This is a genomic window from Campylobacter jejuni (genome assembly GCF_001457695.1).
Lineage (GTDB): Bacteria > Campylobacterota > Campylobacteria > Campylobacterales > Campylobacteraceae > Campylobacter_D > Campylobacter_D jejuni.
The window spans coordinates 722,239-734,573 of the sequence record NZ_LN831025.1; the positions used below are offsets into that span (position 1 = coordinate 722,239).

Annotated in this window: 14 protein-coding genes; 13 read left to right on the forward strand and 1 reads right to left on the reverse strand. The window is 30.8% G+C overall.

Annotated elements, in window-relative coordinates; all coding sequences use genetic code 11:
• Positions 1-65: 65 nt before the first annotated feature.
• The 11 genes from napA (at position 66) to purU (ending at position 9,054) form a co-directional block, all read left to right on the forward strand.
• A complete protein-coding gene (napA, locus tag AT682_RS03725; protein WP_002883116.1) occupies positions 66-2,840 on the forward strand; it encodes a periplasmic nitrate reductase subunit alpha in 2,775 nt (924 codons plus the stop codon).
• Positions 2,841-2,857: 17 nt separating this feature from the next.
• A complete protein-coding gene (napG, locus tag AT682_RS03730) occupies positions 2,858-3,598 on the forward strand; it encodes a ferredoxin-type protein NapG (RefSeq protein ID WP_002866909.1) in 741 nt (246 codons plus the stop codon).
• Positions 3,595-4,377, forward strand: coding sequence for a quinol dehydrogenase ferredoxin subunit NapH (napH, locus tag AT682_RS03735; RefSeq protein ID WP_010891886.1), 783 nt, complete (start codon positions 3,595-3,597; stop codon positions 4,375-4,377). Before napG ends, napH begins: the two co-directional genes overlap by 4 nt.
• The gene (napB, locus tag AT682_RS03740; RefSeq protein ID WP_072227270.1) at positions 4,374-4,898 is read left to right on the forward strand and encodes a nitrate reductase cytochrome c-type subunit; all 525 of its coding nucleotides are present in this window, start codon (positions 4,374-4,376) and stop codon (positions 4,896-4,898) included. Before napH ends, napB begins: the two co-directional genes overlap by 4 nt.
• A gap of 4 nt (positions 4,899-4,902) precedes the next feature.
• Complete coding sequence (gene napL / locus AT682_RS03745; protein WP_002859815.1) at positions 4,903-5,817, forward strand: WD40 repeat domain-containing protein; 915 nt, start codon at positions 4,903-4,905, stop codon at positions 5,815-5,817.
• Positions 5,810-6,148, forward strand: coding sequence for a chaperone NapD (gene napD, locus AT682_RS03750; protein ID WP_002852435.1), 339 nt, complete (start codon positions 5,810-5,812; stop codon positions 6,146-6,148). Before napL ends, napD begins: the two co-directional genes overlap by 8 nt.
• A 9-nt stretch (positions 6,149-6,157) precedes the next feature.
• On the forward strand, positions 6,158-6,331 hold the full coding sequence (tatA2, locus tag AT682_RS03755; protein ID WP_002859817.1) for a Sec-independent protein translocase subunit TatA2: 174 nt from the start codon (positions 6,158-6,160) through the stop codon (positions 6,329-6,331).
• 78 nt (positions 6,332-6,409) lie between these two features.
• Positions 6,410-6,658: a tetratricopeptide repeat protein gene (locus AT682_RS03760; RefSeq protein WP_002859818.1), complete on the forward strand. Its 249-nt coding sequence runs from the start codon at positions 6,410-6,412 to the stop codon at positions 6,656-6,658.
• Complete coding sequence (gene ciaD, locus AT682_RS03765; protein ID WP_002856776.1) at positions 6,655-7,146, forward strand: effector protein CiaD; 492 nt, start codon at positions 6,655-6,657, stop codon at positions 7,144-7,146. Before AT682_RS03760 ends, ciaD begins: the two co-directional genes overlap by 4 nt.
• On the forward strand, positions 7,115-8,233 hold the full coding sequence (gene cca, locus AT682_RS03770; protein WP_016818248.1) for a tRNA nucleotidyltransferase/poly(A) polymerase-related protein: 1,119 nt from the start codon (positions 7,115-7,117) through the stop codon (positions 8,231-8,233). Before ciaD ends, cca begins: the two co-directional genes overlap by 32 nt.
• On the forward strand, positions 8,230-9,054 hold the full coding sequence (gene purU / locus AT682_RS03775; protein WP_002883352.1) for a formyltetrahydrofolate deformylase: 825 nt from the start codon (positions 8,230-8,232) through the stop codon (positions 9,052-9,054). The genes cca and purU overlap by 4 nt, the downstream gene beginning before the upstream one ends.
• Here purU and AT682_RS03780 read toward each other — a convergent pair.
• The gene (locus AT682_RS03780; RefSeq protein ID WP_079263887.1) at positions 9,051-10,325 is read right to left on the reverse strand and encodes an aminotransferase class V-fold PLP-dependent enzyme; all 1,275 of its coding nucleotides are present in this window, start codon (positions 10,323-10,325) and stop codon (positions 9,051-9,053) included. The genes purU and AT682_RS03780 overlap by 4 nt on opposite strands.
• Before the next feature lie 35 nt (positions 10,326-10,360).
• On the opposite strand from AT682_RS03780, the gene AT682_RS03785 reads away from it, so the two are divergent.
• Together AT682_RS03785 and flgS are read left to right on the forward strand one after the other, a co-directional pair.
• Positions 10,361-11,239, forward strand: a complete 879-nt coding sequence (locus tag AT682_RS03785; RefSeq protein WP_079263886.1) for a DUF234 domain-containing protein — start codon at positions 10,361-10,363, stop codon at positions 11,237-11,239.
• Between the two features lie 3 nt (positions 11,240-11,242).
• On the forward strand, positions 11,243-12,262 hold the full coding sequence (flgS, locus tag AT682_RS03790) for a fla regulon two-component system sensor histidine kinase FlgS (protein ID WP_002859823.1): 1,020 nt from the start codon (positions 11,243-11,245) through the stop codon (positions 12,260-12,262).
• The last annotated feature ends 73 nt before the right edge of the window (positions 12,263-12,335 follow it).

Sequence of the window (12,335 nt, forward strand, 5' to 3'; positions counted from 1 at the left end):
TTTCAAGAGATTTTTATACTTCATTTTTTATAATAAGATGATTTTTTTATTTTGGAGGAATAAGGATGAATAGAAGGGATTTTATTAAAAATACCGCTATTGCAAGTGCTGCTAGTGTTGCAGGGCTTAGTGTTCCAAGCTCTATGCTTGGTGCGCAAGAAGAAGATTGGAAATGGGATAAAGCTGTTTGTAGATTTTGTGGAACTGGCTGTGGAATTATGATAGCTAGAAAAGATGGCAAAATCGTAGCAACAAAAGGTGATCCTGCAGCACCCGTAAATCGCGGACTTAATTGTATTAAAGGTTATTTTAATGCTAAGATCATGTATGGTGAAGATCGTCTTGTTATGCCTTTGCTTCGCATGAATGAAAAAGGCGAATTTGATAAAAAAGGCAAATTTCAACAAGTTTCTTGGCAAAGAGCCTTTGATGAAATGGAAAAACAATTTAAAAAAGCCTACAATGAACTCGGCGTTACAGGTATAGGGATTTTTGGTAGTGGGCAATACACTATCCAAGAAGGTTATGCTGCTTTAAAGCTTGCAAAAGCGGGTTTTAGAACAAATAATATCGATCCAAATGCAAGACATTGTATGGCCTCTGCAGTGGTTGGTTTTATGCAAACTTTTGGTGTAGATGAGCCATCAGGCTGTTATGATGATATAGAGCTTACAGATACTATTATCACTTGGGGAGCTAATATGGCTGAAATGCACCCAATCCTTTGGTCAAGAGTAAGTGATAGAAAACTAAGCAATCTTGATAAGGTTAAAGTTGTGAATCTAAGCACTTTTTCTAACCGTACTTCAAATATTGCTGATATTGAAATTATTTTTAAACCAAATACAGATTTGGCTATTTGGAACTACATAGCAAGAGAGATTGTTTATAATCATCCAGAGGCTATGGATATGAAATTTATCAAAGATCACTGCGTATTTGCAACTGGTTATGCTGATATTGGTTATGGTATGAGAAATAATCCAAATCATCCAAAATTTAAAGAAAGTGAAAAAGATACGGTTGAAAAAGAAAATGTAATCACTTTAGACGATGAAGAGGCTGCTTCTTTATCTTATCTTGGCGTTAAAGCGGGTGATAAATTTGAAATGAAACATCAAGGTGTGGCTGATAAAAACTGGGAAATTTCTTTTGACGAATTTAAAAAAGGTTTAGCCCCTTATACTTTAGAATACACTGCAAGAGTAGCCAAAGGTGATGATAATGAGTCTTTGGAAGATTTTAAGAAAAAACTTCAAGAATTAGCTAATCTTTACATAGAGAAAAATCGCAAAGTCGTAAGTTTTTGGACTATGGGCTTTAATCAACACACAAGAGGTTCTTGGGTAAATGAACAAGCTTATATGGTACATTTTTTGCTAGGAAAGCAAGCTAAACCAGGTAGTGGAGCCTTTTCTTTAACAGGACAGCCAAGTGCCTGTGGAACAGCTAGGGAAGTAGGAACTTTCTCACATCGTTTGCCTGCAGATATGGTTGTAGCCAATCCAAAACACAGAGAAATTTCTGAAAAAATTTGGAAAGTTCCTGCAAAGACTATCAACCCAAAACCAGGTTCTCCTTATCTTAATATCATGAGAGATTTAGAAGATGGAAAAATTAAATTTGCATGGGTGCAAGTGAATAATCCATGGCAAAACACTGCAAATGCAAATCACTGGATTGCAGCAGCAAGAGAAATGGATAATTTTATTGTTGTAAGTGATTGTTATCCTGGAATTTCAGCAAAAGTAGCTGATCTTATTTTACCAAGCGCTATGATTTATGAAAAATGGGGTGCTTATGGTAATGCTGAAAGAAGAACTCAACATTGGAAACAACAAGTCTTACCTGTAGGTGCTGCCATGAGTGATACTTGGCAAATTTTAGAATTTGCAAAACGCTTTAAGCTTAAAGAAGTTTGGAAAGAGCAAAAAGTGGATAATAAGCTTACCTTGCCAAGTGTTTTAGAAGAGGCAAAAGCTATGGGTTATAGCGAAGATGATACACTTTTTGATGTACTATTTGCCAATAAAGAAGCAAAAAGCTTTAATCCAAACGATGCCATCGCAAAAGGCTTTGATAATACCGATGTTAAAGGTGATGAGAGAAAAATTCAAGGCAGTGATGGAAAAGAATTTACAGGCTATGGCTTTTTCGTTCAAAAATATCTTTGGGAAGAATATCGTAAATTTGGCTTAGGACACGGACATGATTTAGCGGATTTTGATACCTATCATAAAGTAAGGGGTTTAAGATGGCCTGTGGTTAATGGCAAGGAAACACAGTGGAGATTTAATACTAAATTTGATTATTATGCTAAAAAAGCGGCTCCAAATTCAGATTTTGCTTTTTATGGTGATTTTAACAAAATGCTTACAAATGGGGATTTAATAGCTCCTAAAGATGAAAAAGAGCACAGTATTAAAAATAAGGCTAAAATTTTCTTTAGGCCATTTATGAAAGCACCTGAAAGACCAAGTAAAGAGTATCCGTTCTGGCTTGCAACAGGAAGGGTTTTAGAGCATTGGCATAGTGGAACTATGACTATGCGTGTGCCTGAGCTTTACCGTGCTGTGCCTGAAGCACTTTGCTATATGAGTGAGAAAGATGGAGAGAAATTAGGCTTAAATCAAGGTGATTTGGTTTGGGTGGAATCTCGTCGTGGTAAAGTAAAAGCAAGAGTAGATATGCGTGGAAGAAACAAACCGCCTGTAGGACTTGTGTATGTGCCGTGGTTTGATGAGAATGTATATATCAATAAAGTTACTTTGGATGCGACTTGTCCGCTTTCAAAACAAACTGACTTTAAAAAATGTGCTGTAAAAATTTATAAGGCTTAATTTAGGGTTTTGATTAAATGAAAGGTAGAAGAGAATTTTTCGTTAGTGCCTTTAAGGCTGCATGTTTATGTACAGGAGGTGGATTTTTGGCTAATTTGGCTTTAAAAGCCGATGATAATTATGCTTTGCGTCCTCCTGGGGCTGAAGATGAAGCTAGATTTTTAAGCAAATGTATTCGTTGTGGGCTTTGTGTAAAAGCCTGTCCTTATGATACTTTAAAGCTTGCTAGCTTGTTAGATAGTCCAAAAAATGGCACGCCTTTTTTTAAGGCAAGAGAAATTCCTTGCTATCTTTGTAAGGATATTCCTTGCATTAGAGAATGTCCAACTGATGCTTTAGATAAAAAGCATTTAGAGCAGGGTATAGAATCTTTGAAAATGGGTATTGCTATTGTTGATAGTGCTTCTTGTGTGGCACACTGGGGAATTCAATGTGATGCTTGTTATAGAGCTTGTCCTTTGATAGATAGGGCTTTAAAACTTGAGCTTAAACGCAATGAACGCACCGCCAAACATGCTTTTTTACTACCTAGTGTGGATCATGAAGTGTGTGTAGGTTGTGGGCTTTGTGAACTGGCTTGTATTACTGAAAAACCGGCCATTCGTGTTTTGCCAAGGGAGTATGTATTGGGAAAAGCAGGATCTCATTATGTAAAAGGCTGGGATGAAAAAGATGAAGGTCGTATAAAAAATGCAGATACTTCAAAACATTTTGATGCTAAAAAAGCAACCAATTATTTAAATGATGGAGAACTGTGATGAAGTATTTAATTGCTAGACGCATCGTTCAGCTTGGAATTTTAGCGCTTTTTAGTTTTAAAGCTACAGATTTTATCTTGCAGGGAAATTTAAGTTCTTCTAGACTTTTTAATACCATACCTTTAAGCGATCCTTTTGCGGTTTTGCAAATCATTTTAGCAAGCTGGAGTATAGATTTAATGGCTTTAATAGGAGCTTTGATTATATTTTTCATCTATGGTTTGCTTTTAGGAAGGGTTTTTTGCTCTTGGGTTTGTCCTGTTAATTTAATCACAGATTTTGCTGCTTTTGTGCGAAATAAATTAACCCTTAATAATAAATTTTTAATTTTGCCTAAAAATTTACGCTATTTTGTATTGGTCTTGGTTTTAGTCCTTTCTTTTGTATTTTCATTGCCTGTGTTTGAAAGTTTTTCTTATATAGGAATGATACATAGAGGGATTATTTTTGCTACAAGTTCTTGGATTTTTGTAGCCTTTATACTTTTTTGTATCGATACTTTTTTAAGTCCTAGGGCAATTTGTTCACATTTTTGTCCACTAGGAGCTTTTTATGCTTTTATTTCTCGTTTTGCTTTGCTTAAAATAAAGCATGATAGTGATAAATGCACTAAATGTTATGAATGTATCCGTATTTGTCCTGAAAAACAGGTTTTGTGGATGGTTGGAAAAGAAAGTACTAGCGTGAAATCAGGAGAGTGTATAAGGTGTGCAAGATGTATAGAAGTTTGTAATGATGATGCTTTGAATTTTAATATTTTTGATTTAAGGAATAAATGATGAAGAAGAAATTGGTTTTATTAGGAAGTGCTGCAGTGGTATTTTTTGCCGCTTGTGCAATGAATAGTGGGGTAAGTTCGGAACAAATTGGACTTAGAAAAGCAAGTTTAGAAAATGAAAATAAAGTAAATTTAGTGGAAGCAAATTTCACAACTTTACAACCTGGGGAATCTACTCGTTTTGAGCGTTCTTATGAAAATGCACCACCATTAATTCCGCATGCTATTGAAGATTTGTTACCTATAACTAAAGATAACAATATGTGCTTAAGCTGCCATGATAAGGCTATAGCAGCAGATGCTGGTGCAACTCCACTTCCTGCTAGTCATTATTATGATTTTAGACACAATAAAACCACAGGAGATGTGATTAGCGATAGTCGTTTTAATTGTACTCAGTGTCATGTTCCACAAAGCGATGCAAAACCTTTAGTGGGAAATAGCTTTAAACCTGAATTTAAAAATGAACAATTAAAAAGTCGTTCAAATTTAATTGATGTGATTAATGAGGGTGTAAAGTAAATAAATGAAAAAATTTCTTTTTATTTTGAGTCTTTTTTGTGTTTTGTCTTATGCTTATGAGCTGAAATTAAATGCTAATATAACAGCTTTAAAGCTTGATAAGCAAAACTTATATATAGGCACTGATAAAGGTGAAATTTTACAATATAACATTAAAGATAAAAGTTTAAAAGAACTTTTATCTTTGCCAAAGATTAAAAATTATTATGGTGATGATTTTGCTAAGATTTATAACATTGATGTTTTTAAACATACACTTTTAATACTTAGCGAGGGTGATTTTGGTGCTAAAAATTTAAGTTTTTATAAGGAAAATTTACAAATCAAAAAGCTCGAAGAAAATAGCATAATAAAAGCATTTTTTATCAATGAAAACACTTATCTTTTGATTTCTATTGGTTCTGAAATAGAATTGATTGATAAAAGCTTAAAAAATATAAAAAAATTTAATTTTTCCCATTCTAGTCTTAATGATGCAGTTTTAAATGAAGATAAGAGTAGACTAGTTGCAGGTTTTGAGAGTGGAGAAGTAGAACTTTTTGATTTGAAAAATTGGAAGATGTTAAAAAACTATGATAAAATGCATAAAGATAATATCTATCAAGTAGATTTTAAAAATAATGTTATTTTAAGTTGTGGAACGGATAGGCGTATAGGAGTTGTAAAAAATGAAGAGCAAAATTTTTTGCAAAAAGATTTTTTGATATATACTTGTGCTTTAAGTCCTAGTGGAGAATTCGCTGTTTATAGCGATAATGAAGCTGGAGTTAGTGAAGTTTTTAGCACAAGTGATTTTAAGCCTGTTAAAACTTTTAATAATGAAAATTTGATGAGTGAGTTTATTATTTTTTTAAACAATAAAGATTTTATCGTTTCAGGCTTTGGTGATAGTATAATGTTTAGGAGTATTGATGAATAATCTTTCTAGTGTTTTGATTTTAGCAAAAGAAGAATATATAAATGATTTAAAAAAGGCTATATCTGAAATTCCTTTTTGTTCTGTAGAACTTTGTGAAAATGAAAAGATTATAGTTGTGATTGAAAGTGAAAATTTAGAAGATGAGTTAAACTCTTATAAAATGCTTGAGAAATTGCCAAATATTATCAGTATTAATATGGTTTTTTCTTATCAAGATTTAAATGATGATATCCAAAAAGCAATCAATAGCGGTGCAATAGAAACGATAGAAAAAAATGAAAATGCTGAGAATGTTCGCTACTATGGTAGTGTATTTAATCAATTTTCTTAAAGTGTAAAGATGGTATTTTTAATCCCATTGCTTATTATAATTGGTGTTATTTTTGGAATTGATTATGTGTATTTTAAAAATCAAGATTTAAAAGCACAAGTTAAAAAAGAACAAAAAGAATTAAATTCTAGTTTAGAGAAAGAAAAAAAAGAATATATAGAAAAATTGTTTAAAACAAAATAGACATTAAAAAACATCTTATTTTCTTAAAGATAAATTAAAAAGCTTTTTGCTAGAATTAAAGAAAAATTTTAGGAAACAGTGATGAAAAATACAGTCACTGAAGCTTCTATCTATGAGGCTCAAGGGTTAAAAGACGAAGCTTTAGAAATTTATAAAAATATCTTAAAAGAAGATCCGGATAATCAAAACGCTATCGATGCGGTTCGTCGTCTTAGTGGTTTTAGATCCAAGCATAAAGACTTAAACACTCAAATGTTGGATTTTTTTATTAATATGAAAAGCGATGAAGAAATTAATGAATTTAAAAGGTGGTTGATAAAAATATGAATTTGGAAGATTTAGCTAAAAAAACCATTAGCGAAGTTAGCTCTATCATGGAAGAGCAAAGAAGACAAAATGAAATTTTAAAAGAACAAGAATTAAATAGAAAAACTGAAATAAAAGATGAATTACCACCTATGGAGTTTGTATGCGAAGAGCTTGATACTCCGCAAGACTTAGAAGATAAAATTTCTATGGCAAAATTTGAAGAAGAGCAAAAAATACAAAATAATATTGAAATTTCTACTCAGGAAAATAAAGAGTTTAAAAAAGAAGAGCCTTTTTTACAAAGTGAAATTTTAAATCCTAGTGTTATGACAGAGGTTCAAACACTTAATGAGGACATTTTTTTAAAACATCTTAGAGAGAGAATTTTAGTTCTTTTTGAAGGTTTAAATAGCATAAAAAAAGATGATCTTGAAAATAGGTTAAACTTGACCATAAATTTTTTAGAGTTTTTACTTGCAAATATCGAAGATAAGCTTAAAAAATAATCCCGATTTACAGTTTATTGCTGAGTTTTTAAAGCCTTATACCAAACGAGCGTATTTGGTTGGAGGTAGCGTTAGGGATTTGTTTTTAGGCTTAAAAATTTGTGACTATGATATAGAGCTTTATGATATAAAACCTAAAGATTTTGAAAAGATTATGCAAAAATTGGGCGCACAAGGCTTTGGAAAAAGTTTTTTTGTGTATAAGTTTAAAAATTATGATTTAGCTCTTGCTAGAACCGAAAATAAAATAAGCTATGGACATAAAGGTTTTGAAGTTCAAATTTGTAATGATGAAAAACTTGGTGCCAAAAGACGCGATTTTACCATAAATTCTATGATGATTAATCTTTTTAACGATGAGTTTTTAGATTTTTATGGAGGATTAAAAGATCTAGGAGCAGGCTTTTTAAGGCATATTGATAAACAAAGCTTTCAAGAGGATAGTTTAAGGGTATTAAGAGCGGTAGTATTTGCTTCAAGGTTTAACTTTAAGATAACTAGCGAAAGCTTGAAATTGATGCAAAGTATGGATATAACTGATCTTAGCAAAGATAGGATCAATGCAGAGCTTTATAAATTCTTTAAAAGTCCTAGACTTGATGTCGGCTATAGATATTTACAAGAACTTGGCTTAGAGAAACAGGTTTTCGGCTTTGAGAGTGTTTTTAAGAGTTTGGAATTTCAAAATTTACTCAGACAAAGTAGAGAATTTGTAAAAAGCGATGCTTTATTCTTGTATTTGTATTTGAATTTTTTTAATTTAGAAAAAGATATATTTTTTAAAAGAACTAAACTTAAAAAAGAATACCTAAAATACGCAAATCAAGCTTTTTATCTTGATGATATAAGTGATTTTGAACTAGCAAAAATTGCTTTTGAAATGCCTTTGAAGGAATGGCTTGGACTTTGGAGTAAAAAGCGTATTGAGCAAGCTAAAAGATTGGGGCTTTATGAGAATAAGTTTGAAAGTAAAATTTTAGCAAAAGATTTCATAAATGCTGGATTTTGTGGTAAAATTCTTGGTTTAAAGCTTCAAGAAGCAAGAGAGAATGAATTAAAAGAATATATAAAAGGTTTAGCTAAATGATTTCTGTATTAAAAATTTGCACCAAAGATCAAAAAGGTTTAATCTATAGAATTTCTGATGTTATTTTTAAATATCATATCAATATAGTAAAAAACGATGAATTTGTAGGTAAAGGAATGTTTTTTTTTCGTGCTCTTTTAGAAGGTGAGTTTGATAAAGAAGCTTTTATAGGAACGCTTGAGGCTATGCTTGGACAAGAAGCCTTGATAGAGCTTTGCGAGAAGAGAAAAAAAGATATTGTTGTTTTTGTTACTAAAGAAAGTCATTGTTTGGGAGATTTGCTAATAAAGCATTATAGTAACGAACTTGAAGCAAATATCAAAGCTGTGATTTCAAATCACAACTCTTTAAAGGATTTAGTTGAGAAATTTGAAATTCCTTATCATTTTATCAGCGCTGAAAATTTAGATCGTAAAGAGCAAGAAAATCAGATTTTAAAATGTCTTGAACAATATAAATTTGATTATTTGGTTTTAGCAAAATATATGCGAATTTTATCTCCTGATTTTGTTAGGTATTTTGAAGGCAAGATTATAAATATTCACCATTCTTTTTTACCTGCATTTATAGGAGCAAATCCTTATAAACAAGCCTTTGAAAGAGGGGTTAAAATAATTGGAGCTACGGCACATTTTGTAAATAATAATCTTGATGAAGGTCCTATTATCACTCAAGCTGTTTCGCCTGTAAACCATGAATTTACTTGGCAAGATATGCAACAAGCAGGTAGAAATATAGAAAAAGATGTTCTTTCAAAAGCACTTGATTTGGTTTTTGAAGATAGAATTTTTATACATAATAATAAAACTATAATATTTTAATGCGATAATTTTACTATAGTTTTATTTAAAGCATTAAAAAAATAATCAATATCCTCTTTTTCATGCGTATAATGCAAGCTTATTCTTAACCAGCCTGGTTTTGTTTTAAGTTTTTGATTATCTTTTAAGTCTAGCAAATCATGACCATAAGGCCCAGCACAAGCACATCCAGCACGTGTTTCTATGTGGTATTTTTTACTAAGTTCGTAAGCGATATCAAAAGGAGAAATTCCTTTGATATTGAAAGCAAAAATAGGCAATCGGGTTTTTAAATTCTTTGCGTATAAAATTAAATTAGGTATAGTTTTTAGTTTTTCAAAAAAATAATCTTTTAAAATTTCTTCTTTTTTTTCTATATTTTTAACCCCTATAGAATCTTTGATTTTAAAAGCTAAGCTAGCGCGAATGAGTTGTAAAATTCCAGGTGTTCCTCCTTCCTCTAAAGATTCTTCATTACAAAGGTAGCATTGTGAAGTGCGAGAAACATAGCCCACAGTTCCACCTGCTGCAAAGCTAGGCTTGTTTCCACAAAGATCTTTTTTGATAGCTAAAAGTCCAGAACCGCCAATACCACCGATTAATTTATGAGAACTTATAAACAACGCATCATAGTATTGACAAGATATGTTTTTATAGGGAATAAAACTAGATGCATCAAAAGCAACTATCCCTTTAAATTTACGAACCATTTCAGAAATGCGTTTGTAATCACTTAGTATCCCAGTAACATTTGAAGCTAAAGAAAAGCTAGCGATTATTTTTCTTTTTTTGTTTTTTTGTAAAGTTTTTTCTAGAAAATCAAAATCAATTTCCCCATTTTTATCCAAGGGAATTCTAATACATTCGCACAAGCCTTCTCGAAATGAAAGTTCATTAGAATGATGCTCATAAGGCCCTACGATAACTAAAGGTAAAGTATTTTTATCAATTTGCGTAAAATATCTTTCTTTTACAAGAGGGGGAATGTAAATGCCGATCAATTCTTGAAATTTTTTAATAGCACTGCTTGATCCTGTTCCGCAGGCTATAAGGGCAAAATTTTCATCTAATGATAAACTTTTTTTTATATCTTTTCTTGCTTGTTCGTAAATTTGTTGAGTTTTAAAAGAATTTAAAGAGCTATCAGAATGTGTGTTTGCATAGGTTGGGAGAATTTTTGAAATTTCTTTTTCTACACATTTTAGAGCTAAAGCACTTGCTGTGAAGTCAAAATGCAAAATACCTTTTTTTAAGATCAATTCTTTTTTTAAATCTGAAATTTGCAAATACAATCCTTATAAAAATTTGCTAAAATTATACTATAAAAATGCTTTATAAAAGGAAAAATATAAAATTTAAGAACTTTGTAGATTTGCATAAGAATTTGTCTTTAAGTAAGCTTTTTGATTTTTATAGTGTGTTTGAAGGTTTTGAAAAATTAAACATTTTAAATTTTGAAGACGATGTATTTACAAATATAGAGCGAATTTTGCTTGATGATTATCTAAAAATTAAAAGTTATTTCGCCTTGGATGAAACAAGTTCTTATGCTCTTACTTTGCTAGCTAAAAACAATCGCAAGCGTTTTTCTATCAATAGAAAAATTCAGCATTTTAAAGCTTTATCTACACTTAAATATCTTTTAGAAACAGGTATAATAAAACTTGAGTATAGTAAGGAAGCTAAAAAAATAAAAGATAAAAGACAAAAAATCAAAAAAGAACTAAGATCTTATGTTGTCCAAGATAAGATTATATTTGGCAACCATTTTACTCGTTTCTTTTTTTATTTTTTAAAGCCCAATGAAAAGCTTATTTTGCAAAATCGTTATAAAGAAGTTTTAGAATGCATTAAGGAAAAATTTGAGCTTTATCAAAGTTTTTGTTTTGAGCAACTTTCTAGAGAATTGCTTGAGAAAAAATTCAATATCAATGGAGTGCAAAGCTACTGGGATAAGAATTTAGAACTTGATCTTTATTATCAAGATGAAAATTTGTGTTTTGTCGGAGAAGTTAAATTTAAAAATAAAAAAATTTGTAAAAATATTTTAAATCTTTTAAAATCAAAAGCAAAGTCTTTAAATTTGGCTCCAAATTATTACATTATAATCTCAAAAAATGGTTTTAGCAAGGAATTTGATAAAATATGCGAACAGAATTTGCTTTTACTTGATTTGAATGATTTTAAGATTTTATTAGAGGAATGATAAATGAATGAAAGTATTTTAAAAAGTTTAGACTCAAATGAAAAAGAAACCCTACAAAAAGGCTTAGAAAGTCTTATAGAACAAACTTATGTAATAGAAAATGAATACAAAACTTTAAATGAAAACTATAATTCCTTACGTGCAATGGTTGATGAGATTATAGAGGTATTGCCTAGTGCACTTTGGATTTTAGATAAAGAAAAAAATATTATTTTACAAAATCAAGAAGCCTTGAAAAATCCAAAATTACTTAGTATCATTAGTCTTGATAAAATTCGCGATGAGCTTGAATTTGAAGGTAGGTTTTATGCGGTAAAAATCATAGCACATAATGAAAAAACTATAGTTTCAGCTACAGATATTAGCGATGAAAAACGCAATGAAAGGCTTGCAAGCATGGGTAGTGTAGCGGCTCATTTGGCACATGAGATAAGAAATCCTATTGGATCTATATCTTTGCTTGCTTCAACTCTTTTTGCTCGTAGTGAGCTTAAAAATAAGCATATAGTTCTTGAAATCCAAAAGGCTATTGCTAGAGTAGAGCGTATCGTAAATTCAACTTTACTTTTTACTAAGGGTGTGCACATCAATGCTTTAAATTTTAATCTTTTAGAGTTAAAAGAAGAGTGTGAAAGTGCCATTAACTCTTATAATTTCACTTCTCAAATAGACTTTGAAATATCTTTTTTGGATAAGCAGATTTGTGCTGATAAAGCTCTTCTTGGTTTGGTTTTGCAAAATTTGATTTATAATGCTATTGATGCGATAGAAGAAAGCGAATGTGAAAAGCCTATGATTAAAATTTTAGCAAGTTGTGATAATGAAAAAATATGCATCAGAGTGTATGATAATGGTTGTGAAATAAAAGATGAGAAATTGGTTTTTGAAGCTTTTAAAACAACAAAACTTAAAGGCAATGGGCTTGGCTTGTCTCTTTCTAAAGAAATCATAAACGCCCATAAGGGAGAGTTAAGTTTTCAAAGCGATCCTAAGAATTTTTATTTTACCTTACCTTTGGTGTGATAAATATTTTCTTTTCACCCCAAAACGGAACAGATTTTGCTTATATTATTTTAATATATTTAGGTTGAAGGCA

Coding starts and splice junctions, on each gene's coding strand:
- purU (WP_002883352.1), top strand. CDS start 8,230: ATGATTTCTGTATTAAAAATTTGCACCAAAGATCAAAAAGGTTTAATC.
- flgS (WP_002859823.1), top strand. CDS start 11,243: ATGAATGAAAGTATTTTAAAAAGTTTAGACTCAAATGAAAAAGAAACC.
- napL (WP_002859815.1), top strand. CDS start 4,903: ATGAAAAAATTTCTTTTTATTTTGAGTCTTTTTTGTGTTTTGTCTTAT.
- napD (WP_002852435.1), top strand. CDS start 5,810: ATGAATAATCTTTCTAGTGTTTTGATTTTAGCAAAAGAAGAATATATA.
- tatA2 (WP_002859817.1), top strand. CDS start 6,158: ATGGTATTTTTAATCCCATTGCTTATTATAATTGGTGTTATTTTTGGA.
- napA (WP_002883116.1), top strand. CDS start 66: ATGAATAGAAGGGATTTTATTAAAAATACCGCTATTGCAAGTGCTGCT.
- napG (WP_002866909.1), top strand. CDS start 2,858: ATGAAAGGTAGAAGAGAATTTTTCGTTAGTGCCTTTAAGGCTGCATGT.
- AT682_RS03785 (WP_079263886.1), top strand. CDS start 10,361: ATGCTTTATAAAAGGAAAAATATAAAATTTAAGAACTTTGTAGATTTG.
- napB (WP_072227270.1), top strand. CDS start 4,374: ATGATGAAGAAGAAATTGGTTTTATTAGGAAGTGCTGCAGTGGTATTT.
- ciaD (WP_002856776.1), top strand. CDS start 6,655: ATGAATTTGGAAGATTTAGCTAAAAAAACCATTAGCGAAGTTAGCTCT.